General features: G+C 73.2%; 18 protein-coding genes and 1 tRNA gene. 14 read left to right on the forward strand and 5 right to left on the reverse strand.

Features of this window, described 5'->3' with window-relative positions; all coding sequences use genetic code 11:
* Positions 1 to 143: 143 nt before the first annotated feature.
* The 3 genes from WMF14_RS01665 to WMF14_RS01675 all read right to left on the reverse strand — a co-directional run bounded on the left by WMF14_RS01665 (position 144) and on the right by WMF14_RS01675 (position 5915).
* Entirely contained in the window at positions 144 to 1847 is a 1704-nt protein-coding gene (locus WMF14_RS01665; RefSeq protein WP_437798444.1) for a DUF4139 domain-containing protein, read from the reverse strand.
* 19 nt (positions 1848 to 1866) lie between these two features.
* Complete coding sequence (locus WMF14_RS01670; RefSeq protein ID WP_437798445.1) at positions 1867 to 4125, reverse strand: DUF4139 domain-containing protein; 2259 nt, start codon at positions 4123 to 4125, stop codon at positions 1867 to 1869.
* Between the two features lie 74 nt (positions 4126 to 4199).
* Positions 4200 to 5915: an Eco57I restriction-modification methylase domain-containing protein gene (locus WMF14_RS01675; RefSeq protein WP_437798446.1), complete on the reverse strand. Its 1716-nt coding sequence runs from the start codon at positions 5913 to 5915 to the stop codon at positions 4200 to 4202.
* Between the two features lie 349 nt (positions 5916 to 6264).
* Here WMF14_RS01675 and acpS point away from each other — a divergent pair, with 349 nt between their 5' ends.
* The 11 genes from acpS to WMF14_RS01730 all read left to right on the forward strand — a co-directional run bounded on the left by acpS (position 6265) and on the right by WMF14_RS01730 (position 16695).
* Positions 6265 to 6756 (forward strand): holo-ACP synthase, encoded by a 492-nt coding sequence (gene acpS, locus WMF14_RS01680; protein ID WP_437798447.1) that lies wholly within the window; start codon positions 6265 to 6267, stop codon positions 6754 to 6756.
* Complete coding sequence (locus tag WMF14_RS01685) at positions 6753 to 8549, forward strand: NAD(P)H-hydrate dehydratase (protein WP_437798448.1); 1797 nt, start codon at positions 6753 to 6755, stop codon at positions 8547 to 8549. The genes acpS and WMF14_RS01685 overlap by 4 nt, the downstream gene beginning before the upstream one ends.
* Positions 8550 to 8779: 230 nt before the next feature.
* Positions 8780 to 9457 carry an RNA polymerase sigma factor gene (locus tag WMF14_RS01690; protein WP_437798449.1) on the forward strand — a complete coding sequence of 226 codons (678 nt, stop codon included), beginning with the start codon at positions 8780 to 8782 and terminating at the stop codon, positions 9455 to 9457.
* A gap of 218 nt (positions 9458 to 9675) precedes the next feature.
* Complete coding sequence (locus WMF14_RS01695) at positions 9676 to 11019, forward strand: NAD(P)/FAD-dependent oxidoreductase (RefSeq protein ID WP_272097436.1); 1344 nt, start codon at positions 9676 to 9678, stop codon at positions 11017 to 11019.
* A gap of 58 nt (positions 11020 to 11077) precedes the next feature.
* Entirely contained in the window at positions 11078 to 11752 is a 675-nt protein-coding gene (locus WMF14_RS01700) for a helix-turn-helix domain-containing protein (protein ID WP_437798450.1), read from the forward strand.
* 167 nt (positions 11753 to 11919) lie between these two features.
* Positions 11920 to 12243, forward strand: a complete 324-nt coding sequence (locus WMF14_RS01705; protein WP_272097438.1) for a DUF2325 domain-containing protein — start codon at positions 11920 to 11922, stop codon at positions 12241 to 12243.
* A 29-nt stretch (positions 12244 to 12272) separates the two neighbouring features.
* A complete protein-coding gene (locus tag WMF14_RS01710) occupies positions 12273 to 13295 on the forward strand; it encodes a sulfate ABC transporter substrate-binding protein (protein ID WP_437798451.1) in 1023 nt (340 codons plus the stop codon).
* A 56-nt stretch (positions 13296 to 13351) separates the two neighbouring features.
* Positions 13352 to 14206 carry a sulfate ABC transporter permease subunit CysT gene (cysT, locus tag WMF14_RS01715; RefSeq protein WP_373372221.1) on the forward strand — a complete coding sequence of 285 codons (855 nt, stop codon included), beginning with the start codon at positions 13352 to 13354 and terminating at the stop codon, positions 14204 to 14206.
* Positions 14206 to 15111 (forward strand): sulfate ABC transporter permease subunit CysW, encoded by a 906-nt coding sequence (gene cysW, locus WMF14_RS01720; RefSeq protein ID WP_272097441.1) that lies wholly within the window; start codon positions 14206 to 14208, stop codon positions 15109 to 15111. The genes cysT and cysW overlap by 1 nt, the downstream gene beginning before the upstream one ends.
* A 267-nt stretch (positions 15112 to 15378) precedes the next feature.
* Positions 15379 to 16179 (forward strand): hypothetical protein, encoded by an 801-nt coding sequence (locus WMF14_RS01725; RefSeq protein WP_437798452.1) that lies wholly within the window; start codon positions 15379 to 15381, stop codon positions 16177 to 16179.
* Positions 16180 to 16623: 444 nt separating this feature from the next.
* Positions 16624 to 16695, forward strand: a tRNA-Cys gene (locus tag WMF14_RS01730).
* 214 nt (positions 16696 to 16909) lie between these two features.
* On the opposite strand, the gene WMF14_RS01735 is transcribed toward WMF14_RS01730, so the two are convergent.
* Positions 16910 to 17260, reverse strand: coding sequence for an SET domain-containing protein (locus WMF14_RS01735; protein WP_272097443.1), 351 nt, complete (start codon positions 17258 to 17260; stop codon positions 16910 to 16912).
* A gap of 295 nt (positions 17261 to 17555) precedes the next feature.
* Between WMF14_RS01735 and WMF14_RS01740 the strand changes: the two genes are divergently transcribed.
* The 3 genes from WMF14_RS01740 (at position 17556) to WMF14_RS01750 (ending at position 20995) form a co-directional block, all read left to right on the forward strand.
* Positions 17556 to 20030, forward strand: a complete 2475-nt coding sequence (locus WMF14_RS01740) for a penicillin-binding protein 1A (RefSeq protein ID WP_437798453.1) — start codon at positions 17556 to 17558, stop codon at positions 20028 to 20030.
* 144 nt (positions 20031 to 20174) lie between these two features.
* Positions 20175 to 20531 carry a c-type cytochrome gene (locus tag WMF14_RS01745; RefSeq protein WP_272097445.1) on the forward strand — a complete coding sequence of 119 codons (357 nt, stop codon included), beginning with the start codon at positions 20175 to 20177 and terminating at the stop codon, positions 20529 to 20531.
* Entirely contained in the window at positions 20528 to 20995 is a 468-nt protein-coding gene (locus WMF14_RS01750) for a hypothetical protein (protein WP_437798454.1), read from the forward strand. Before WMF14_RS01745 ends, WMF14_RS01750 begins: the two co-directional genes overlap by 4 nt.
* 60 nt (positions 20996 to 21055) lie before the next feature.
* Here WMF14_RS01750 and WMF14_RS01755 read toward each other — a convergent pair whose 3' ends face one another.
* Positions 21056 to 24670 carry an AAA family ATPase gene (locus WMF14_RS01755; protein WP_437798455.1) on the reverse strand — a complete coding sequence of 1205 codons (3615 nt, stop codon included), beginning with the start codon at positions 24668 to 24670 and terminating at the stop codon, positions 21056 to 21058.
* Between the last annotated feature and the right edge of the window lie 22 nt (positions 24671 to 24692).

Consider the following 24692-nt stretch of genomic DNA (forward strand, 5'->3'; position numbering starts at 1 on the left):
AAGCCGCTGAGAGATCGAACCGTTACAGAAGCGCACCGCGTCCTGTCAACGGCGCTCCGCGCAAACCGTGCGACGGCGGCCGTCGGACTCTCAGCTTCCCAGCTTCTCTCCTTCCCCGTTCCCGTTCTCTGCGTTTCCTGGCTTCAGAAGGGCAACACCACGCTCGCGGCGGCGCGGAGCTCGTAGCTGAACGACATCGTCTTCAACCCCTTCGGAGGCAGCTCGACATGGCCACGGAGAAATCCGTCCTTCTCGTCCAGCGTCCAGCCGGGGGCCTCGCCGAGCGCGACCTCGACCTCGGCCACCTCGCTGACAGGGATCCGCTCGGTGACCAGCACGCGCTTCACGTTGCCGGAGAGGTTCGACACGGAGAGCTTCACTCGCCGGCGGATCTTGCGGCTCCCCGTGATCGCCGCGGTGTCCTGCTCCTCGTCGACGGTGCGCCGCACGCGCACGGCGTCGTCCACGCCGAAGCCGAGCTCGAACGGCTCGCCGGCGCCCACGAAATCGAGCCGGGCGCGGCCGATGAGGCTGCCGCCCCGCGCGATGCGCACCGGGCCTGCCAGCAGCGGGCGCGGCCGTCCACCGGCGCCGCCGCCGTCCAGCGTCACCGTGGCGCGCAGGTGAGCGGCGGGGTGGACCTCGGGGTACAGCACCAGCGCGAGCTCTGCGGGGAGCGAGCGCCGTGCGATCTCGATGCGCGTCGGGCGGCCGTCGGAGGCGAGGGTCACCGGCTCCGCCGCCTCGAAGATCAGCGGCTCGCCGCCGTCGTCCACGCCTGGCATCTCGTCGACGGCCCGCGCCCCGCGGTCGAGCCCGGCCGCGGCGATCGCCTGGTCGCGCGCCTCGACGATCACGCGGCGGCGCTCGATCTCCGTCTTGCGACGCGCACGGAGCACGTCGTCCTCGAGCAGCGGCGCCTCGGCGCTCCTCGACGGCCGCGCGGTCGAGAAGCGCGCGGTGACGTTCTCCCAGACCTCGCCCGTCGCCTGCCACGCCGCCGCCCAGGTGGTGAGCTCGATCGAGCCGCCCGGCCCCTGCGCCGCCGCGCCGCCCGCGCTCGCGCCCGCGGCGCCCGCAGCGAGCCGCGCCAGGTGCTCGGGGCGCCAGATCGCGCACGCGACGCGGTACGTCAGCTCGATATCGACGGGCTGCGGCGCGGGGGCGTGCACCTCGACCTCGATCACCGCTTCGTAGCGCGGTTGCTCGACCGACCCCTCGCGCAGCCGCGTCGCGGCGCGCCGCGCGTCCTCCTCGGCGCGCGCCCGCGCCGCGCGCGCGTCGGCCGATGCGCCGAGCGCCTCGGCGAGCGCCGCGTGCAGCGCCTCGGCGCCGCCGCGCCACGAGGCGAGGCGCTCGGGCTCGCCGGCGTCCTTCGGGACCTCGCTCATCGCCCGCGCCCACTTCGCGAGCAGCTGGTCGAGGTGGGCCTCGCGGCGCGACGCCCGGTCCCGCGCGCGCTCCGCGGCGCCGGCCCGCAGCGACGCCTCGCGCTCCTCGCGCTCCAGCGCGTCGATCGCCTCGCGACCGAGCGCCGCCTCCCTGTGCGCCCTCCACCGTACGCGCGCCGCCGTCACCCGGACCGCGTCCGCGCCCGCGACGCGCGCCTGCACGGTGCGCTCGTCGACGAACACCGAGACGCCGCCGATCGCGATCCACTGCGCCCCGGCCTGGACCTCGACGCGCGCAGCGCGCGCGACCTCGGCGCGATCCTCGAACAGCGTCACCGCGCGCGCCACGCTCGGGTGCGGCGCGCGGGCGCCTTCGTGCCCGCCGCTCGCTTCGCTCCCTCCGCCTCCGCTGGCGCTCCGCCCAGACCGGTCCGAACCGCTCGCATCCGTTGCCATGGTGCGCTCGTTTCCTTTGTTATTCTCGACGGTTACCGCCGACGATCTCGTTCTTGGACGAGAACACCACGCGGTAGGTGAAGGCGACGGAGGCCTTGCCGCCTGGCGCGATCGGGACGCGCCAGCGCAGCCCGCCGCGCACCGGCTCGCCGAGCTCCTCCTGGGTGTACGGCTCGGCCTTCGGCTGCGACGAGAGGAGCTTGATCTCGACGTCCTTGTCGTCCGTCACCGGGATGCGGTCGAGGACCTCGACCTCGACGCCCATCCCGAGCGACGAGGAGAGGTCGACGACGACCGCGTGCTCGACGGCGAGCGAGCCGCCGAGCAGGCCGGCGCTCGACTCGTCCACGCGCGCGTTCCTGGCGACCCGGATCCGCTCCTCGACGCCGAGGCCAGCGCGGAGGAGGCCGCCCCGGTCCACGCGCCCGAGCGAGGATTGCGCCGCGAGGGCGCCGTCGACGAAGATCTCGACCGGCCCCGCGAGCAGCGGGGCGTCGAACGGGTTCTCGACGCGCGCCTCGCGGTAGACCTCGGCGGCCTCGCGGGGCGCGGTCACGAACCGGGGCGCGGCGGGGGCGCGCGCGGCGCCCAGCGCGACGCGGTGGAGCCTGCCGTTCGACGGCACGTCGGCGGCGCTCTCGCCGACGTAAAGGTGATCGAACTGCCCGCGCGAGTCGCGCGGATCCACGGCCCGCGGCGGGGCGCCGAGGTCCGCGATGTCCTGCTCCGCCCGCCGCGCGGCGCCCCTCGACGGCCCGGGCTCGTCGCGCGCGAGCCGGCCGCGCTGCTTGCCCGCTCCCGGGAGGTGCAGCGCGTCGAAGTCGAGCCACTCCTCGACCTGCGCGGGCTCGAGCGGCGCAGGGCCCGCGCCGCCGTCCAGCGCCTGCTCGGGAGCGAGCCATTCCTCTTCAAGGCTGGCCGTGACCTCGGCGCTCGCCGCGGAGCCGAGGGCGCTCCGGGGGATCGGGGGCGCGCTCGCCTGGGGAGCCGGCGGCGGGGGCGGCGCCCCGTAGCCGCCGCCGAACGACGGGAGCGACAGCCCGCGCGACTTGCGCGCCGGCGCGGCGAGCGGCATCGGCGCGGCCGCCGGCATTGGGGGCGGTGGGGCGAACGCCATCGGCGCGGCGGCCTGCACCGGGGGCGGCAGCGCGCCCGCGCCGGACGGCGCAGGCGGCGCGAGCCTCGTCATCGCCGCGAGGGGCTCCGGGCTGACCGGCTTCCGCGCGGTCTCGTCGCCCCCACGCGTGCGCGGGAGCTTTCCAGGCGCGGCGGTGGTCTGCGCGGCCGGCTCGGGGAGGGCGGCGACGAAGCGGTCGAACCCCTCGAACATGGCGTCGAGCCCCTCGGGCGCGGGACGGTAGCCGCGGCGCGGGGGGCGCTGCGCGCGGCTGAGCCGCAGCGAGGCGAGCTCCGGCAGCCGCGTGTCCTGCACGAGATCGGCGGTGGAGAGCGCGAGGCGCACGTCCTTCCAGTCCTCGCCGGAGGCCTGCGCGACGAGGGCGTCGAGCTGCAAGGCGACCTCGGTCGCGCCGCGCGAGAACCGCGCCGCGTAGGCGGGCCACCAGCGCGCGGCGAACACGGCGTACTCGAGCCGGAGCGCCGGCTCCCCGGCCGCGCCGTCGCGCTCCGGCGCGAGCCGCACGACGACGTCGAGGCGCGCCGGGTCGCGCTCCTCGACCTCGCCGCTCGTGGCCTGGGCGGCGTCGAGCTGGGCGGCCAGGAGCTCCTTCCGGGCGCGCTCGAGCTCCGCGTCGAGCGCGGCGGCGCGGGCGTCGAGCGCGGCGAGCTCGTCCGAGAGCAGGCGGCTCACCGCGAGCGCGTCGCGGATGCGGGCCGCCGGGTCGCCAGGCCGGAAGCGCCGCGCGAGCTCCGGATCGAGCGAGACGGCGCCGAGCTGGTCGCGCCAGAGGCGGAGGTGGTCACGCTCCGCCGACAGGCGCGCGATCGCGAGCTCGAGCTCGCGGAGCTCGGCGGAGAGCGCCGTCCTCGAGACGGGCGCCGGGGGCACGACGAGCCGCGCGCGCACGCCGATCACGTCGCGCACGTCGCGCGGGGGCCCGGAGCCCGCCGCCGCGCCCGCTGGGGCGCCGCCCGCGGCGTCCATGAGCGCGCGGAAGCTCCCCGGCTCGGCGAGGGGCGTGATCCCCGGCACCGAGATCTCGACCGCCTCCCGGGGGAGCGGCGCCGCGAGCTCGACGCGGCGGGTGACGATCGCCCCGCGCGCGTACACGACGACCCCCTCGATACGGCTAGCGCACTGGATCTTCTCGGCCGTCATCGCTCGTCCCCTCGCCCGCGAACGCCCCGTGAGAGCGCGACGGTATCACGCCGCGCGTGGGCCCGGATAGCGGGCTATCTCCGCGTGTCGAGGAAGCCGAACCCGGGGAGCGCGTCGATGCCGTAGGCGCGCAGCGCGAGCTCGTCGAGCCTGTCGAAATCGCGCCGCTGGAAGGAGCTGCGGAGATCGCTCATCAGCTCGTCCGCGACGCTCTCCGGCGGCGGCAGGCGGATCCGCCGCAGGTACTGGGCCTGGAAGCGCAGGTAGCCTCCGCGCATCTTGACCGCATAGGACCACACGAAGAAGAGGGCGACCCTGGAGCCGAGCAGCCCGCCGAGGGCCTCCATGTCCCAGCCCTCCGAGGTGATGAAATAGAGATTATGGTGCGGATAGAACCTGCCCTCGTCATAGACCACCTCGTTGGAGCCCGCGATGTCGGGGACGAGCAGCTTCGGGGCGGCGGCCAGCCCCGGATAGACGCGATCGATGGTGCGGAACCAGCCAGCGCCGCCCCGCCGGGCGATGTAGCGCCTCCTGATCTCGGACTCGTGCGCGTGCAGGTACCCGGAGAGCCTGGGGTACTCCTCTAGATTGACCACCTTGCCGTCGGATCCGAAAGGATTGATGACGAACCGCCTCGCGTCGCGGATGCGGCCGTCCTCGATATCGTCTCGCATGACGAGCGGTACGAGGCGATCTCGCTCGATATCCACCTCTTCGCCGACGATGTAGATCCTGTCGCTCCCGGTGGCGACGCCGATGCCGACGCGGGTCCCGCCGACCTCCTCGATGGGCGCGAACCGCGCCTCGAGCGCGCGCAGGGCCTCGAGGTGCTCTGGCGAGCCGAGCACCCACGGGTCGTCGCCCTCGAACCAGGAAGCGTACTCCGACACGGCGACGCCGGAGCAGCGCTCGGCCGCGCCCGCCTCACCGCGCCCCTCCGCGCGTTGAAGAGCGGCGGAGGCGGCCTCGCACTCCTCCGGCGAGGCGGTGCGCAGCGTCGCGACAGGGACGCTCCCCGTCTTGCCGGGCGACACGGCGAATATCGACGGGTAGGCGACGACCTCGGACTCGAAGGGAGAGGCGCCCCGCAGATCGACGTAGCACCGCACCTGGAACCACCTCGACAGCATCCGGCGGAGCGGCGCGCCGTACCGGTTGAGGGTCCAACGGTCGGCGCAGATGAAGGAGAGGACCCCGCCGGGCGCGAGGAGCTCGAGGCCGCGCTCGATGAACGCCACGTAGAGATCGGCGCGGTCGTAGAGCGACCTGTACCGGTGTCGATACTCCTCCTGGAGCTCGGGTGAGAGCTGTTCGATCCTGACATAGGGCGGGTTGCCGACCACCGCGTCGAACCGGCGTCCCTGGCTGGTGAGGAGGAAATCGCCGTGGGCGATCCAGGTCTCCGAGAGGCGCGTCGCGTCGGCGTGCGGCAGCCCGAGCCGCGCGAGTGCGCCGGCGACCGCGAGGCGCGCGCGGTCGACGTGATCTCGCTCGACGTCGTACGACCGGATCGCCGGCTCGATCTCGAGGAGGTCGCGATCGTGGCGGCGCGCCGACTGGATCAGCCGCTCGGCGGCGGGGACAAGGAACGCGCCGTGGCCGCAGGCTGGCTCGAGCAGCGACAGCGACGCGAGATCCCGGTCCGCGGTGTAGCCCGCGAGATCGAGGATGAGATTCACGACGTGGGGTTTGGTCAGCACCACGCCGTGGGCCTCGCCCGACGAGCGCTCGCCGTAATCGTAGGCGCTCTGCGGGAGCATGACCGTCAGATCGAGGGCTGTCTGCATTGGCGCCGCGACCATGGTAGCCGCGATCGGCGCGCGCGGGCGACGCTCCACGGCAGCGCTCGCCGCGCGGTCGCTGCGCCCGAGGCCGCGGCCGGCCGCCTTGCGCCGGGCATCTTCCCCGCTCGCGTGCCGCCGTCGAGGCGCTTTCTGCTTGTCCTTCCGCTTCCGCGCTCGGGGCGAGGCGCGGATCGCGTTTCAGGGGGCGTCGCCATCGAATAGAGTAGAGTCGCCGCATGGCGTTCCCCCTGTCTGTCTGTCCCGCCAATCGCATCGCGGCGAGCGTCGCCTGCGGAGGCGCGGTGCAACCGCCGGCCGCCGGCCCGGACGCTCGGTCGAGCGAGGGGGTCGCGTGATCCTCGGCATCGGCATCGACGTGTGCGGCATCGGACGCATGGAGGAGGCGCTCGCGCGGTGGGGAGAGCGGTTCTGGGAGCGGGTGCTGTCCGAGCCGGAGCGCCGGTCACTCGCGCACCGCGTGGACCGGGCGACGGCCCTCGCGGGCCGCTTCGCCGCGAAGGAGGCCGTGGTGAAGGCGATGGCCGGCGCGCCGGGCGTCGGCTGGCACCACCTGGAGGTGCGCGGTGCGCCGCGCATGCCGCCGACGATGGCGCTCCACGGGCCGGCGCGCGCGCTCGCCGAGCGCATGGGCGTCCAGCGTGTCCACCTGTCGATCACGCATGACGCAGGCGTGGCGGCGGCGGTGGCTATCCTGGAAGGGGACGGCGAGAGCCGATCCCCGACCGAAGCGGACGAGGACGGCGAGAGCCGATCCCCGACCGAAGCGGACGAGGACGGCGAGAGCCGATCCAGCCTGGACGACGAAGGGAAAGAGCGCTCGTGATTCCGGTCCTATCGCGCGCGCAGATGCGCGCCTTCGACAAACACGCGATCCACCAGTGCCACGTCCCCGGCGTTGTCCTCATGGAGAACGCCGGCCGCGGCGCCGCCGACGTGATCTCGGCGATCATCGAGGGGCGGAGCGCCGGGCAGCCCGGCGACGCCGCGCACCGCGCGCCGCACCTGCCCGCGTCCGGCCTCTCGCCCGCGCGGGCGTTCTGGCCGGCGACATTGCCCTGCGGGGCGGGTCTCCGGGGCCGCCCCGGGAGCGTCCCACCGCCGCCGAACGGCCGTCGCGACGCCGAGGAGGCCCGCGCCGCGCGCATCCGATCGTTCCCCGTGCGGCACGTCCCGAGCCCGGGGCAGCCCGCGACGTACCCGCTCCACGCGCGCGTCGTCGTCGTCTGCGGGGCTGGCAACAACGGCGGCGACGGCTTCGTCGTGGCGCGCCACCTCCTCGCCCGCGGCGCGGAGGTCCAGGTCTTCCTCGCCGCCCGGTCCGAGAAGGTCACCGGCGACAGCCGCATCAACCACGACGCGTACGTGGATCTCGGCGGCGCGCTGACCGAGCTCCCCCCGGGCGCGTCCCTCGCCCCGCTCGAGGTCGCGCTCGCGGAGGCCGACCTCGTCGTCGACGCGATCTTCGGCACGGGCCTGGACCGCCCCATCGAGGGCCACCTCGCCGACGTCATCGGCGTCCTCAACACGGCGACCTGCCTCTGCATCGCGCTCGACGTGCCTTCGGGCCTCGACGCCGACAGCGGCGCGCCGCTCGGCGCCGCGGTGCAGGCCGACGAGACCGTCACCTTCGGCCACCTCAAGATCGGCCTGCTCACGCCCGAGGGCGCGCGGCTCGCGGGCAACGTCCACGTCGTCGATCTCGGGGTCCCGGACCGGCCGATCCTCGCCCAGGTGGGATACGTCGCGGAGGTCCTCCGCAAGGAGACGATCGGGTCGTCGCTGCGCCCGCGCGAGGCGAGCGTCTACAAGCACCAGGCGGGCAACGTGCTCGTCATCGCCGGCTCGTCGGGCAAGCTCGGCGCCGCGCTGCTGACCGCGCGCGCGGCGATGCGGACGGGCGCGGGCCTCGTGACGATCTGCACCTGGGCCGACACGGCGCGCGCAATGGAGTCGCGCGTCGTGGAGCTGATGACGACCTCGATCGATCCGGCCCGCATCGCGGCGTCGCTCGACGGCGCGCTCGCCGGGCGGCGGGCGGTCGCCATCGGCCCGGGCCTCGGCCTCGACGAGCGGGCGCGGGCCGCGGTGGATCACGTCGTGCTCGGCTGGGACGGCCTGAAGGTCGTCGACGCGGACGCCCTGACGCACTTCGTGGGCCGCCCGGAGGCGCTCGCGACCGCGCGCGGGAGCCTCATCATGACGCCGCACTCCGGCGAGCTCGGGCGGCTCCTGGGCCGCAGCGCTCGGGCCGTCGAGGAGGACCGCTTCGGCGCGGTGCGCGAGGCCGTGGCGCTCACCCGGGCGATCGTCGTGCTGAAGGGGGCGCGCACGGTCATCGCGCTCCCGGACGGCCGCATGTTCATCTGCATGGCGGGCAACCCCGCGCTCGCCACCGCCGGCTCGGGCGACGTCCTGACCGGGATGATCGCGGCCCTCCTGTGCTCGATGGATCCTTCCGCCGCGGCGAGCGCCGGGGTGCTGATCCACGCGCTCGCCGGGGATGTGTGGCGCGCGCAGACGGGCAGCGATCGGGGGCTGCTCGCGGGCGAGATCGCCGAGCTGGTCCCGGGCCTGATCGCCGCGCTGGCCGCCGGGAGCGACCCGCTCTCGACGTGACGCGAGCGCCCGCTCCGCGGGACGCCCCGCCCGGCGCCTGCGCGGGTGGGGCCGCCGGGCCGGGCGCGCCGCGGGGCGGCTCGCCACCCTGGCGCGCCCGTTCTCCCTGCTGTCGATTTGACACGCGCGCGCGTGTCTCCGCCCGCGCCGTTCAGCGTGATTCGCGGCCTTTGCGAGGTCCGCGCGGTGGCACCTGCCTTGCCAGTGCCGGTACGACAGGAGGTCCCGCCATGCTCGTCCACGCCGCTCATGCCCCCGCCCGGTCCTCGAACCCAGCGCCGCCGTCGCCCGGCGCGGTGCGCGCGCTCGGGCGCGGGCCGTCCTTCGGCGCGGCGCGGACGGCGCCAGGAGAGGGCTCGCGGGGAGCGGCCGACGAGCTGCTCCGGGGCCTTGTCGAAATGACACCGGAGCTCTTCGGCCGCGCGCTGCGGCTCTCCCGGACGCCCGCGACAGCCGAGGACCTCGTGCAGGACACGGTGGAGCGCGCGATCCGGTTTGCGGGGAGCTACGAGCCCGGGACCAACCTGCGGGCGTGGGTGCACCAGATCCTCTTCAGCGTCTTCATCACCCGCTGCCGCCGCAGCCGCCGCGAGCGCAACGCCCTCGACGTGCTCGCGAGCGACCCGTGCGCGTGGACCGCGCCGGAGCGCTGCGCCGACGTGCACGCCCTCTCGCCCGGCGTGCGGCGCGCGCTCGCGACGCTCCCGCCGACCTTCCGTGACACCCTGGTGCTCGTGGATCTCGAGGAGATGTCTTACAAGGACGCAGCGACGCGGCTGGGCGTCCCGGTCGGCACCGTCATGAGCCGCCTGCACCGCGGCCGGAAGCTGCTCGCCGAGGTGCTGCAGAGCGAAGCGCCGGGCGGCAAGACCGAGGCGAGGAGCGACGTGAAGGCCGCGGCGGCATGAGCGATCGCGGCGGCGATCTCCGTCGCCCGCGACCGGGCGTCGCGTCGCTCCTGCGCTGCGCCGATGCGGCCCGATTCGACGCCGCAACGAGGGCTCTTTGGGCCGCCTGCGCGCCGCGCCTGCCTGCCGCGCTCGCGCGCTGCGCCTGCTTGCCGCGGTGATCTGCGCCCCCTACCATCGTCGTGCCACCGAGGAAGCGTTCCTCGCCAGGAGGCACCATGGCAACGACCGCGAGAGAGCCTCACGTCGTGATCGTCGGCGGAGGGTTCGGCGGCCTGAACGCGGCAAAGGCGCTCCGTGACGCGCCCGTCCGGGTCACCCTCATCGACAGGACCAATCACCACCTGTTCCAGCCGCTGCTCTATCAGGTGGCGACGGCCAGCCTCTCGCCGGCCGACATCGCGGTCCCGATCCGATCGGTCCTGTCGCGCCAGCGCAACGTCCGGGTCCTGCTCGGCGAGGTGACGGGCGTGGACCTCGCCGGCCGGCGCGTCTCCGTCGACGGCGACCCGCTGGACTACGACTTCCTGATCCTCGCGGTCGGCGCGACGAACAACTACTTTGGCCACGAGGAGTGGGCCCGGTTCGCGCCGGCGCTCAAGAACCTCGACGAGGCGCTCACCATCCGCGAGCGCATGCTGCTCGCCTTCGAGGCCGCCGAGCGCGAGGAGGACCCTGCAGCGCGGCGGCGGCTGCTCACGTTCGTCGTCATCGGCGGCGGCGCCACGGGCGTCGAGATGGCCGGCGCCTTCGCCGAGCTCGCGCGCTACATCCTCGCGCGCGACTTCCGCTCCCTCGACCCCTCGCTCTCGCGGGTGCTGCTCGTCGAGATCGGCGCCCGCATCCTCCAGGCCTTCCCAGAGAGCCTCTCTGCGAGCGCCGAGGAGCAGCTCACGTCCCTCGGGGTCGAGGTCATCAAGGGGCGCCGCTTCCGCCGCATCGACGAGCAGGGGGTGGAGTTCGAGGACGGCGAGCGCCTCCGCGCCGCGACCGTCATCTGGGCCGCGGGGGTCCGCGGCACCCCGCTCGCCCACGCGCTCGGCGTCGAGCTCGATCGCGTCGGCCGCGTGAAGGTCGGGCCGGACTGCTCCCTCCCCGGGCATCCGAACGTCTTCGCGATCGGCGACATGGCGATGCTCCGCGACCGGAACGGCGTCGACGTGCCCGGCCTCAGCCCTGCCGCGATCCAGGAGGGGCGCTTCGTCGCGCGCTGCATCCTCGGCGATCTCGAGGGCCGCCCGCGCGGGCAGTTCGCCTACCTCGACAAGGGGACGATGGCGACCATCGGCCGCTCGCGCGCCATCGCGAAGGTCGGGCGCCTGCAGATGTCGGGCACGCTGGCGTGGCTCGCCTGGCTGGCCGTCCACGTGCTGTTCCTTATCGGCTTCAGGAACCGCTTCACCGTCATGTTCGCGTGGATGTGGCAGTACATCACCTTCAAGCGCGGCGCCCGCCTCATCACCGGCCATACCTCGCCGGTGCTCCTGGCGGCGCCTGCGCCTTCGCTGCGTCGCCCGTCGGCCGCGAGTCCGGCGGCGGAGGCCGTCTCCAGCGGCCCCTGAGCGCGCCTTCCCCCCGCTTGCTTGACGCGCGCCCTCCACCATGGCGGATACGCGTCCAGTGAAGGCACGCAGAGCCCAGACCCCCGCGCGATCGGCGGCTGCCGAGCCGCCGTCCCCACCCCCGCCCCCGGCGAGCGAGCCTGGCGGGGACGACCCGGCGTTCGACGAGGCGTCGGACCTCACGCCGGTCGTCGCCTCCAACCTGAAGCGGTTCCGGGCCGAGCGCGGCCTCTCGCTCGAGCGCCTGGCGAAGGCGTCCGGGGTGAGCCGGGCAATGCTCGGGCAGATCGAGCTGGGCCAGAGCACGCCGACCATCAACGTCCTCTGGAAGATCGCGCGCGCCCTCGGGGTCCCCTTCTCGGCGCTGATGAGCCAGGCGACCTCGCCCGTCACGACCGTGATGCAGTCCTCGCACGCGCGCATCCTGCGATCGCGCAACGGCGACTTCTCTTCCCGGGCGCTCTTCCCGATGGACCGGCCGCGCAACGTGGAGTTCTACGAGCTCCGCCTCGCGCCGCGCTCGGTCGAGCACGCCGACGCGCACGCCCCGGGCACCGCGGAGAACCTGATCGTCACCGAGGGCTCGGTGGAAATCACCGTGGCCGGCGAGCGGCGCCTGCTCGAGACCGGCGACGCCATCCTGTTCGAGGCCGACAGCCCGCACAGCTACCGCAACCCGGGCAGCTCAGAGGCCGTCATGTACCTCGTCATGACCTACGGCTCGCGCGGGTAGGTAGGTAGCCCGGCCGCATTTCCGGACCCCACCGGCCTCGTGTCCCTCCGGTATCCAAGACATGTCCTCCGTTATTTTGGCAGAACTCCCTTGCGTCCTCTGCTTTAGCGTGAGATATGTCCGTTATAGCGGCGGTCACCCGCTGCGAGGAGCAAGGAGGCGGAGCGATGCGGATCACCTGGATTGGTGGGTTGGATCGCAACCAGGCTCAGCTGGAGCGGATGGCCCTGCAGGCGGGGCACCATCTGGAGTTTCACACGGGCAACACGGGCGGCCGCGGGGCGGCCGAGCTGCGGGCGGCCATCGAGCGGGCCGATCTCGTGATCGTGCTGACCGACGTGAACAGCCACGGCGGTGTGCTCCTCGCCAAGAAGCTCTGCCAGAAGCTCGGCCGCGCCGCGTTCATGGCCCGGCGCTGCGGCGCCTCGCGCTTCCAGCAGCTGCTCGACGCGCTCGCGCAGCGGGAATCGCGGTATCTCGCGGCTGGATGAGGGAGTAGGGACGATCGATGCGATGCTTGATGACGATGCTTTGTTGTGTGCTGGCGCTGGCGCTCTCGGCGTGCTCGAAGGGCGATGCGGCCGGCGCCTCGAAGTCGGGGTCGCTGCAGATACTGAACGTCTCGTACGACCCCACGCGTGAGCTCTATGAAGAGGTGAACGCCGCCTTCGCGAAGCGCTGGAAGGAGCAGAGCGGACAGGACGTCACCATCAAGCAATCACACGGCGGCTCGGGCAAGCAGGCCCGGTCGGTGATCGACGGGCTCGAGGCGGACGTGGTCACGCTCGCGCTCGCCTACGACGTCGATGCGGTCGCGTCTGCCGGGCTGATCAAGGAGGGATGGCAGGCGCGCCTCAAGGACAACAGCGCTCCTTACACGTCGACCATCGTCTTTCTGGTGCGCAAGGGCAACCCCAAGGGCATCAAGGACTGGGACGATCTCGTGAAGGAGGGCGTGGCGGTCATCACCCCGAACCCGAAGACCTCCGGCGGGGCGCGGTGGAACTACCTCGCCGCGTGGGGGTACGAGCTGAAGCGGGCAGGCGGCGACGAGGCGAAGGCGAAGGATTTCGTCGGCCGGCTCTTCAAGAACGTGCCCGTCCTCGACACGGGGGCGCGCGGCTCGACCACGACGTTCGTCGAGCGTGGGCTCGGCGACGTCCTGATCGCCTGGGAGAACGAGGCGCTGCTCGCGGTGAAGCAGAGCGGCAAGGACAAGTTCGAGGTGATCGTGCCGTCGATCAGCATCCTCGCCGAGCCGCCTGTCGCGGTGGTCGACAAGGTGGTCGACAGGCGCGGGACGAGGGCCGCGGCGGAGGCATACCTCGCCTTCCTCTCCACGGAGGAGGGGCAGCGCATCGCGGTGAAGCACTTCTACCGCCCGCGCAACCCGGCGATCCTCGCGGCGGCCGAGTCGGAGGGTGTCTTCCAGAAGGTCGCGCTCTTCTCGATTGACGACGTGTTCGGCGGGTGGCAAAAAGCCCAGAAGGCGCATTTCTCCGACGGCGGCGTCTTCGACCAGATCTACCAGGCCGGTAAGTAGACTTCGTGGCTCTCCTCTGGCGGCGACAGAGCGTTCTGCCCGGCTTCGGGCTGGCGATGGGGATTACGGTAACGTACCTGTCGCTGCTCGTGCTTGTCCCGCTGTCGATGATCTTCCTCAAGACGGCGACGCTCCAGCCCGCCGAGATCTGGGCGGTGGTGACGTCGCCGCGCGCCGTCGCCTCCTTGAAGATGAGCTTCTCCGCGTCGCTCATCGCGGCGGGCATCAACGCGGTCTTCGGCGTCCTCGTGGCGTGGGTGCTCGTGCGCTACAGCTTTCCGGGCAAATCGATCGTCGACGCGCTCGTCGACCTGCCCTTCGCGCTGCCGACGGCGGTCGGCGGCATCGCGCTCACGGCCATCTATGCGCAGCAAGGGTGGGTCGGTCGATTCCTGTACCCGCTCGGGATCCAGAGCGCGTTCAGCCGCCTGGGCGTCGTCATTGCGCTCACCTTCGTGGGTCTCCCGTTCGTCGTTCGGACCGTCCAGCCGGTGATGGAGGAGCTCGAGGTCGACCAGGAAGAGGCGGCGGCGTCGCTCGGCGCGGGTCGATTCGAGATCTTCCGTCGCATCCTCCTGCCCGCGCTCTGGCCATCGATCCTCACCGGGTTCGCGATGTCGTTCGCGAGGGCGTTCGGCGAGTACGGGTCGGTCGTGTTCATCTCCGGGAACATGCCGCTCAAGACGGAGATCACGCCGCTCGTCATCATGACCAAGCTCGAGCAGTACGACTATGCGGGCGCGACGGCGCTGGCGCTCGTGATGCTGCTCTGCTCCTTCGTGCTCCTCTTCCTGATCAACCGACTCCAGTCCTGGAGCGGCGCGCGCGTGTCGTCGCGGAGCCCTGTCGAAGCGCCCAAGCCCGCGTCCGAGCGGCCCGCGGGGGCCAGAGCGCCCGGGGTCGCGTCGTAATGGCTGGCGCGGCGGGCAAGCTGCGGGTCAGGTCGCGCGGGGCGGTGCGCGGCGCCACGTCCGAGCCCCCGCTGGTGCGCTGGGCGCTGACGGCGGTGGCGCTCGCGTTCCTCGGATTCTTCCTGTTCCTGCCGGTCGTGTCGGTGTTCATCGAGGCGTTGAAGGACGGCCTCGCGGGGTACTGGCGGGCGATCACCGCGCCGGACGCCGTGGCCGCCATCGAGCTGACGCTCACGACCGCGATCATCGCCGTGCCGCTCAACCTCGTCTTCGGCGTGGCCGCGGCCTGGGCGATCGCGCGCTTCGAGTTCACGGGAAAGAGCCTGCTCGTCACGCTCATCGATCTCCCGTTCGCTGTCTCGCCGGTGATCTCCGGCATGATCTTCGTCCTGCTCTTCGGGGCGCAAGGGGTGCTCGGCCCCTGGCTCATCGAGCACGACCTCCGGGTCATCTTCGATCGTCCGGGGATCATCCTCGCAACGACGTTCGTGACGTTCCCGTTCGTCGCGCGCGAGCTCATCCCGTTCCTGGAGAGCCAGGGGGCCGACGAGGAGCACGCGGCGCTGTCGCTCGGCGCGAGCGGGTGGAGCATGTTCTTCCGCATCACCCTCCCCAACGCGAAGTGGGGCCTGCTCTACGGCGTGGTGCTCTGCAACGCGCGGGCGATGGGCGAGTTCGGCGCGGTGTCGGTCGTCTCGGGGCATATCCGGGGGCAGACCAACACCATGCCGCTGCACGTCGAGGTGCTCTACAACGAGTTCCACTTCTCGGCGGCGTTCGCCGTCGCCTCGCTGCTCGTCCTGCTCGCGCTCCTGACGCTCGTGGCGAAGCGCCTTATCGAGTACCGGGCGGAGCGAGACGCCGCTCCGGCGATCGACCCGGCGGCGAAGGCCGGCGCGGGGTGACGCGTGGGCGCCGTCCGGCGCTCGCGGGGGACAGGGCGCGCGCGGAGGAGCGAGGGGCGCTGGAGGACTCGGCGCGAGCGGCATGAGAGGGAGCGCCGGGGACACGGCGCTTCCCTGGAATCGCCGTTGCGCGGGAGAACGGAGCGCGCGCGGAGAACAGCGGATCTCGACGCCTCGACCCGCGTGAGCGCCGCGTGAGGGCCGCTGTCGGGCTGCGCCCAACTTGCGATTGGCCCCCGGCGCTCCAGGTTCGAGGGAGGGGTCACCATGCGGTTCTTGGAAGCGGTTGGGCGTGTGATCGGCGGAGCGCTGTCTCCCATCGCCTTGGGAGGCAGCTTCATCCGGAGAGCGAGGCTGTTCCATCCCGACGGCGTGGTCTACTGCGCCGGGGTGAAGGCGCTCGCGGCGGAGGGCGAGGTCGGCGCGCTGGCGCAGCGGCTTGCGGGGCCGGCGCTCGTGCGGCTCTCGGGCGGGATATGGCGGTGGCGGGACGGCAAGGGCGAGCGCCGTCCGGAGGTGCTGGGGGTCGCGGTGCGCTTCCGGACCAGCGAAGAGGTGACGCCGGCCGCGAGCGCCGGCGATCAGGACCTCCTCTTCGTGAGCGCGCGGCGATTCTGGCTGCTCCCGTTCGCGCTCTTCACGACGAAGAGGCACGATTTCCTGGACAACGACTACTACGCGCTGGCGCGGTTCGACGTGGCCGGCCTCGGTCGCGCGGAGTTCCGCCTGGTGCCGCTGCGCGCGTCGGTGGTGAAAGGCAACCGCCGGGAGAAGCTGGAGCGCGCCGCTGCGGCGGGGCTCGCGCTGATGCGCCTCGAGGTGAGGCGAGGGGGCTCGCGCGCGCGGTGGATGGCAGTGGCCGATATGGAGCTGTACGAGCTGGTGGACATCGACCAGCGCGCCCTCCGCTTCAACCCGTTCCAGACGGGGAAGGGGATCGTGCCGCGCGGGCTGCTCCAGGCGACGCGGCGGGCGGTCTACATGGCCAGCTACATCGGGCGAGCCCTGGGGGGGCGGGAGAGGGTGCCGCGCGCGAGAAGGACGCGGCGCGGCGGGCGCGAACAGTAATCAGCGCGGGGCGGCGCCGCGGCGCGGTGCGGTGCGGGGGTTCTGGAGGGCTGCGGGGGAACGCGGGGAGCACCCCTCCAAGGGGCAGCGGCCGGCGGAGGGGGGAGGGGGAGCGCACGGCGCGCGCTGGGGCCCCGCCGAACTCGCGTGAGCGTCTGCGTTCACCTCGCTTCGCGAGGTGAACGCAGACGCAGAGTCGCTCGGACAGCGGCCCGTCCCCAGCGCGCGCCGTGCGCTCCCCCTCCCCCCTTCGCCGGCTCCAGGATCGGGACGGAGGAAGCTGGAAGCTGGAAGACAGAGCGAGAACGGCGACTGGACGAGCGCGGCGGAGCGCTGGCGGAAGAGGCGGCTCGGCCGCGTGAATCGTGAATGGAGACGGGGGGCACCAAAGGCGTTGACAGCCGGGCGGAGATGAGGCATGACCACGCGCCGCTTCGAACAGTCGGTGAGGTAGCCAAGTGGTTAGGCAACGGTTTGCAAAACCGTTATACGCGGGTTCGAATCCCGTCCTCACCTCCGCACGGACGTCACAGTTCGACTCTGCCGGTGGCATGCGACGGTGCCCAGCATCGCGCACCACGGCGCCTCGATCGACGTCCGAGAGTTGTCGCAGCGGGCAGCGGCGATACTTCGTGCGCCACGGTTCTGGATCCAACGGATCGAGCCGAACGGCGCCGATGAGCCCGTAACGCACGAAGATGCGCCCCGCCATGGAGCACCTCGGAAGAGATTACTTCAGAGGGAACCAGACGGACTCGTAGCGGAACGTCACCTCTTCGCCTGGATGGATGTCGCGCACGGCGACGATCTCCATCTCCCTCGACTCGAGGTGTCGGATGACCTTTGCGTTTGGCTCGGGGGAGTGGTTGTACAGCATCCCGAGCCCGGTCGGGATCGCCGCCGCGTGCTCTCCCCAGAGGAAGTAATACGCGTGGAGCGCCGTCTGCTCGAGCAGCTCCCACTGCGGATCCGGGAGCACGATCACCGGCACACGCTCGACCGTCTCGTCCTTCGCGATGAGGCCGCACGCGAAGACGCCGAGACCCCTCTCTCCACTTGAGCCAATCTTGAGCTTCGTCATGGGCACGGCGTTATCGATCGGGCCGGCGAGGGCGCGGCGCCTCTCACCTCTTCTCCAGGTCTCGCCGCAGCCTGCCATGGGCCGATGCCCGCACCAAAAATTTTGCGCTCCACGGCTGGGACGCCGGCAGCCATGAGGCCTCTGCGTCGATGTCCGGGCTCGTGATATTGTGGCGTGGCTGGATCGGCTCACCGCCGCGACGGGGCTGGTGATTCCGGCGCGCTGACGCATGACCCCGGATCTCCCGCGAAAGCCCGCCGTGCCGCCCGACGCATCGAGCGATCGGGCCGCACCCGTGGAACGTACGCTCCCCGATGACGGTGGCGCCGATGGCTCAGGCCCCTCGCCGAGCGAGCGCGCGCCGACGCGGCTCTGGTCCCCGCGGCGGTCCGCGGCCGAGCGTGCGCGAGCGGCGCTGGGCACGCTCTTGCGAGCGGCGCAGGGCGCGCTCTTGCGGCGCTTGCGGCGGGAGCCTCGCGCGCCGCGGCCCAAGCTGCCGCCCCGCGCGCTGCTCCTCCGCTGGGGAAAGCGGCTCGCGATCGCCCTCGCCTGCCTCCTTACCGTCGCCGTGGTCGCCTTCTTCCTCGTCGTCCATCACTACGAGCGCGACCTGCCGACCACCGAGGAGCTCAAGAGCTACAACCCGCCGCAAGTGACGCGGTTCCTCGCGCGCGACGGCACCGTCATCGGTGAGCTCTTCGTCGAGCGCCGGACGCTCGTGCCCGTCATCGAGATCCCGCCGGTGATGAGCCTCGCTGCGCTCGCGGCCGAGGACGCCAGGTTCTACAAACACGACGGCCTCAATTACCTGGGCATGCTCCGCGCGCTGATCGTCAATCTGCGCTCGGCGGAGGCGCGCCAGGGCGGCAGCACGATCACCCAGCAGGTCGTGAAGAACGTGCTGCTCACGCACGAGCGCACGCTGGACCGGAAGGTGCGCGAGCTCCTCCTCGCGCGCCGCATCGAGCAGGAGCTCACGAAGGACCAGATCCTCGAGCTCTACCTGAACCACATCTACTTCGGGCACGGGCGCTACGGGGTCGAGGAGGCGGCGCGGTTCTACTTCGGCAAGAGCGTCCGTCAGGTCACGCTGGCCGAGGCGGCGCTCCTCGCGGGCCTCGTGAAGGGGCCCTCCATCTACTCGCCGCGCGTGAACAAGGAGCGCGCCGAGAAGCGCCGCGCCTTCGTGCTCGGTCAGATGCGCGAGAAGCGCTTCCTGCCCGCGGCGCAGATCGACGCTGCGCTCGCGGAGCCGATCCGCCTCGCGCCCGAGCCGGAGCACCTGGACGAGCTCGCGCCCGAGGTCCTCGCCGAGGCCGAGCGCGCGCTGCGGAAGGCCGTCGGGCCCGACGCGAGGTACGGCGGCTACACGGTCGTGACCTCGATCGACCCGAAGATGCAGGCCGCGGCGCGCGCGGCGGTGCGCCAGAACCTCGACGCCTACGCCGCGCGGCACGGGCTCGTCGCGCCGTTCACCCGCGCCAAGGGGGATCCGGCGCCGTTCCAGGGCGCGCCCAAGGACGCGGGCCGCGCCTACCTCGGCGCGGTGACCGGCGCCGACGACGCGCGCGGGACGCTGGCCGTCCGCGTCGGCACGGCGCAAGGCACCGTCGATCTGCGCAAGGAGCGCCGGTACAACCCGCGCGGGCTCCCGCCGAGCCGCTTCGCCGAGGTCGGCAAGGTGCTGCGCGTGCGCTTCGAGGGCGATCCCGAGGCCGGCAAGCTCCGGCTCGACCTCGGCCCGCAGGGGGCGCTCGTCGCGATCGACGCGCGCACGCGCGAGATCGTCGCGCTCGCCGGCGGCTACGAGGGCGCGCGCGGCGGCCTCGATCGGGCGAGCAACGCGCACCGCCAGCCAGGATCGACCTTCAAGGCGATCGTCTACGGCTACGGCATCCATTCGCGAAAGCTCACGGCCGCGTCGATGCTCGAGACCGATCCGGCGGCGCTCGAGGGCTATCGGCCCGGCAACTACGACGAGAGCGAAGGGCAGAGCCCGAAGCGCCTGCGCGAGGCGCTCGCCCACAGCGTGAACGTGGCCGCGGTGTCGGCGCTCCGGGACGTCGGCCCCGAGGGCGTTGTCGCGTGGGCGCGCGAGCTCGGGATCGCGTCGAAGCTCGGCGCGGACCTGTCCCTCGCGCTCGGCTCCTACGAGGTGACCCCGCGCGAGATGGCGGCCGCCTACGCGACGTTCGCCGCGGGCGGCGCGTACCAGGAGCCCGTCCTCGTGACGAGGATCGCGGGCCCGCGCGGCGAGGCGCTGCCCCTGCCGGCGCGGCCCCCGCCGCGTCCGGTGATGACCGCGGCGGAGGCGTACATCACGACGGACCTGCTCACCTCGGTCGTGAAGGTCGGCACGGCGAAGCAGGCGCTCTCGCTGCGCCGGCCGATCGCCGGAAAGACCGGGACGACGAACGACGCGAGGGACGCGTGGTTCGTCGGCTACTCGACCGACATCGCGTGCGCCGTGTGGACCGGCTTCGACGACGCCACGACGCTCGGCGCGCGCGAGGTGGGCAGCAGCGCCGCCCTGCCGGCGTTCATCGCGTTCATGGAGAAGGCGCACGCGGGGCGGCCGGCGACCGACTTCCCGGAGCCGCTCGGGATCGTGCGCCTCCCGATCGACCCGGAGAGCGGGATGCCGGCGTTCCCTGGCCAGGAGGGCGCTGTGGAGGAGGTGTTCCTCGAGGGCACCGAGCCGACCGGCGTCGCGGTGCCGGACCCGGCCGCGATCGGGCAGGGGATCCTGGACCTCTTCAAGACGCAGTGACCGTCGTGATGCGACGGCGTTTCCCCTGCGCCCTGCGCCGCGGTCGCCAGCTCGGGCTGGCCGGGCGCGCGGCGCCCTGGTGATCCTCGCAGCGCGACGTCGGCCCCACGCGGGCCGTCGCGCGCTATGTTCCGGGCCGCCCGCATGAAGTGGTCGCCGATCCTCGCCGCCCTGCTCCTGCTCGTGGCCGCGTGCAAGAGGCCCGCCGAGGAGGCGGTCGCGCTCTCGCCGCAGGCCGCGAAGGGCAAGGCCATGTTCTCCACCCTCTGCGCGGCGTGCCACGCCCCCAGCTCCAAGCTGGTCGGCCCTCCGCTCAGCGAGATCGCAGGGCTCTACAGGGCCGATCCCGCGGGCATCGTCCGCTGGGCCGTGACCCCGGGGCGCAAGCGCGCCGACGTCCCCCCGATGCCCAGCTTCCGCGGCGTCCGGGAGTCGGATCTCGCCGACATCGCGCAGTACATCATCGAGGCCGGCACCGCGGCCGGAAAGCAGGGTCCATGATCTATTCGTTCGTCCTCGTCGCGCACTCGTGGCTGCGCTGGGTCGTCCTGCTGCTCGGGCTCCTGGCGCTCGCGCGGTCGGTCCGTGGCTGGGCTCAGCGGGGGCCGTGGACGGCGGCGGATCGCAAGGTCGGCGCGGCGTTCGTCGGCTCGCTCGACGCCCAGTTCCTCCTCGGCATCCTGCTCTACACCGCGCTCAGCCCGCTCAGGCCCACGTCGCTGGCCGCGCTGAAGGCCGCCATGCCCATCGCGGCGCTGCGCTTCTTCGCCGTCGAGCACATCTTCACCATGATCGTGGCGGTGGCGGTCGCCCACGTCGCCTGGGCCCGGGCGAAGCGAGCCCCGGACCCCACCGCGCAGCACCGGCGCCTGGCGCTCGGCGTCCTCATCACGCTGCTCGTCATCCTCGCCGCCATCCCGTGGCCCTTCATGGAGTACGGTCGCCCGCTCTTCCGGCTGCCCTGAGAGGCCGCCCACCGCCGCGCGTTCCCGGAGCAGCAGCCCGGGGCGCGCCGGCTTACGGGCTTACGCGACGTCCTCCCGGCTCATCCGGAGCAGCCACAGGGGCGCCAGCGCCTGCGACAGGCTCCGCACCAGCGCCGACTCGGCATATCCCATCACGTAGTCCTCGATCTCGATAGACGCCGTCGCGCCCGGGCGGCGCGGCGGGTCGAACCGGACCCGTCGCACCACCGGGAGGAGCTCGGCTGGGTTCGGCGGGAGCGCGCGCCCGCGCCGCGCCGCCTCGTCGAACGCCGCCTGCAGCTCGAGGTGCTCCCGGACCGCGCCCGCCGGCGAGAGGCCCGGCCGGGCCGGCAGGACGCGCACCCGCACCACCTCGGGGCCTCGCGAGAGCGACGTCCAGACGTGCGCGCCCGTCTCCAGCTCGAAGAAGTCCGTCACGCACAGGCCCACGACGCTCAGGACGAGGAGCTCGGCCCCGCGCCCGGGGGCGGCGAGCAGCGCCTCGAGCCCCGCCGCCCCGCGGCCCTGCTCGACCACGCGCGCGTGCCCGTCGCCGTCGGACGCGCTGCAGAGGGGCGCGCAGGCCCACCCCTCCACCTCGCCCCCCGCCTCGCCGTAGGCGCGCGCGAGCGCCTCGAAGAGCCCCTCCTCGGGCTCGTCGCGCGCGCCGGCCGGCCTCTCGTCGAAGCGCGCCGCGCGGAGCAGCTCGATGAGGACCGCGTGCTGGCCCGGCTCGTCCACCTTGCGGAGCGCGCGCCGGAGCGCGTGGCCCTCCGCGATGCACTCAAGGACCTCCTGCTTCGCCGGCCGGCGCAGCGGGCCCGGCAGCTGGCGCCGGTGGAAGAGGCGCACCCGGGAGCGGCTCCACTCGTCCTCGACCGTCACGTAGCCGAACCGCCGCACCTCCAGGTCGAGGTGCTGCTGCTCGTCGTCGTCGCCGCTCCGCCGCCGGACGAGGTCGATCCGCTCGCGGAACGCCCGGATCGCGCCGCGCATGGCGTCGAGGTTGTAGACCGCCTCCGCGTGCTCGTGCGCCTCGGGCCCCTCCGCCGCGGTCCGGCTGTGCTCCGCGAGGTGGTAGCGGATCCGCTCGGAGAGGCGCGCGAGGTCGTCGCTCCGATCGAGCGCGTCGACGAACTCGAGCAGCAGCGAGAGCTCCGCCGTGAGCGCGCCGAGCGGCCTCGCCATGAGCGGCGCGAGGGCCCACGCCGCGGCCGCGGGCTCGGCCTCCGCGAGCGCCTCGCGGTGCAGCGCAAACGTGGGTGACGCGGGCGACTCGGGTGACCCGGGCGACTCGGCGCCGTCGCTGCGCGTGGTCGTGAAGATGCGGATCACCTGCATCGCGGCGGGCGCGCCGCGGGTGAGCGCGTCGCTCAGCAGCGATCCGATCTCGTCCTCGATGAACCGCTTCACCGAGCGGGCGCCGTCCTCGGCAACGAACGCCTCGCGCGCGATCCGCTCGGCCACGCCGGCGCCCCGGCGCACGAAGGCGCTCCGCTCGGCGAGCCCGCGCCGGGCGAGCAGCCGGTCGAGCTCCTTCTCGGCCACCCGCACCGCCACCTCGGGCGTCAGCGGCCGGAACGGCACGACGCGGTCGATCCGGTTGAACAGCTCGGGCGGGAAGAAGTCGCGCACCGCCCGCGCGACCTCCTGGGCCGACTCCTCCGCGATCGCGAGCGCCCGCGCCTCGGGCAGCCCCGCGCCGCCGAAGCCCACCAGCGCCCGCGACCGCGCGCCCAGGTTGGACGTCATCACCACGACCGCGTGGTGGAAGTGCGCGGGCCTCGCCGCCGCGTCCGTGAGCCGCCCGTCCTCGAAGAGCTGGAGCAAGAGGCCGTGCACCGACGGGTGCGCCTTCTCGATCTCGTCGAGCAGCACCAGCGAGAACGGCTGCTCTCGCACCCGCTGCGTCAGGAGCCCGTCGGGCGCGTAGCGATCGCCGACGAGCCGCGCCGGCGCGTCCGGGCCGCTCTGCTCGCTCATGTCGAAGCGGAGCAGGCGCGACGCGCTGCCGTAGATGAGCTCCGCCATGCACCTGGCGAGCTCGGTCTTGCCGGTCCCCGTCGGCCCTGTGAACAGGTACACGCCGTACGGGCGCCGCGGATCCACGAGGCCCGCCTTGATGCGCGCCACGAGGTCCGCGGCGGCGCGCACGGCCTCCGGCTGGCCGATCACCCGCCGGCCGAGCTCCTCCTCCAGCGCGCCGGCGTCGAGCGGCTCGTCGCCGCCCAGGAGGAGCCGCGGTACGCCGGTCTTCTGCGACAGGAGCCGCAGCACGTCCTGCGAGCCGACCGATCGCGGCGCGTGGCCGCGCGCCGGCCCCGGCTCCCCGAAGGGCGAGGGCGTCACGCCCGCGCGGACGACCTCGCGCAGGAGGTCGACGGCCTTGCCCGGCAGCGCCTGCGCCGAGAGGAGCGAGCCGCCGAGATCGAGGATCGTCCGCAGCACGTACGGGCTCACGCGGGCGGCGTGGCGCTGCTCGAGCGCGCGGACCTCCCGCACCATGAGGCGGAACGTCTCGGAGGGCGTCGCCTCGGGGAGGAAGAGCGGCGTGAACAGGGCCGCGAACGACGGGGACTCCTGCTCGAGGAGGCGGAACGCCTCGGGGGAGCACTCGCCGACCATCACGATCTCGCGGCGGGAGAGCGGGCCGCGGAAGAAATCGGCGAGCGAGCGCTCGCTCTCGCGCGACCTGCCGATCCGGCCGAAGTGGTGGAGGTCGTCGATCACGAGGATCGCGCCGCGGCTGCGCGCGTCGTCGACGAGCTCGACGCACCGCTTCTCCCAGTCGCCGAGGTGGCTCATCCCGGCGATGAGCCTGCGGCCGCTCACGGCGAAGACGTCGCGGACGCGGTCGAGGTTCTTGTGCGCGCCGTACCCGTCGGCCGCGAGCAGATCGAGCACCGCCCGGTGGATCAGGGTCGTCTTGCCGCACCCCGGCGGGCCGACGACGACGACCGGCTGCGCCCTGCCCGCGCCGAGCAGCAGCGCGAGCTGCTCGCGCTGCGGCGATCGCGGCACGCCCGCGTCGAGGTTGCCCTGGGCCGCGCGCTGCGTGAGGCTCACGCCGAGGCTCGGCAGGACCTTGAGGCCCCGGCGCTTCTTCCAGCGGAACGCCGGATCGGCGCCGGTGTCGTCGTCGCCCGGTCGATCCGGCAGATCGGCGAGCGCCGAGCGCGGGGCGCACGAGAACGACAGCGCCGTGATGCGCTCCTTGCCCCGGCTCCAGAGCCGCGCGATCTCGTCGTCGTCGAGCGCGGCCCACGCGACCTGGAACAGCGCGCGGAGCTGCTCGTCCAGCGGGAGATCCTCGCGGATCGGCGCGGCCTCGCCCTGGCGGGCGGGGTGGTAGGCGAAGACGATGCGCTCCTGCTCCGAGGCCCAGCGCGGCTCGAGCACGACGGGGCAGAGCCCGCTCACCTTGCGCCGCTCGGCGGCGCCGGAGAGCGTGAGCTCGAGGCGCACCTTCTCGAGCCGGATGCCGCGGGGAAACTCGAAGCGCGCGATCTCGGCCGCGCGCGCCTTCTCGAAGACGGGCCTGAGCTCGTCGGTGAGCAGGCGCCGGACGCGCTCCGAGTGCCGCCCCTCCCGCGAGCGCGTGCTCGGGCCGAGGCCGAGCGTCACGCACTCGACGTTCGTGGTCCGCCGTTCGAAGAGCGGGATCGTGAAGTGCACGGCCTCAGGGTAGTGGCTCCGC

The organism is Sorangium sp. So ce693, from assembly GCF_051521375.1.
Taxonomy (GTDB): Bacteria; Myxococcota_A; Polyangia; order Polyangiales; family Polyangiaceae; genus Sorangium; species Sorangium atrum.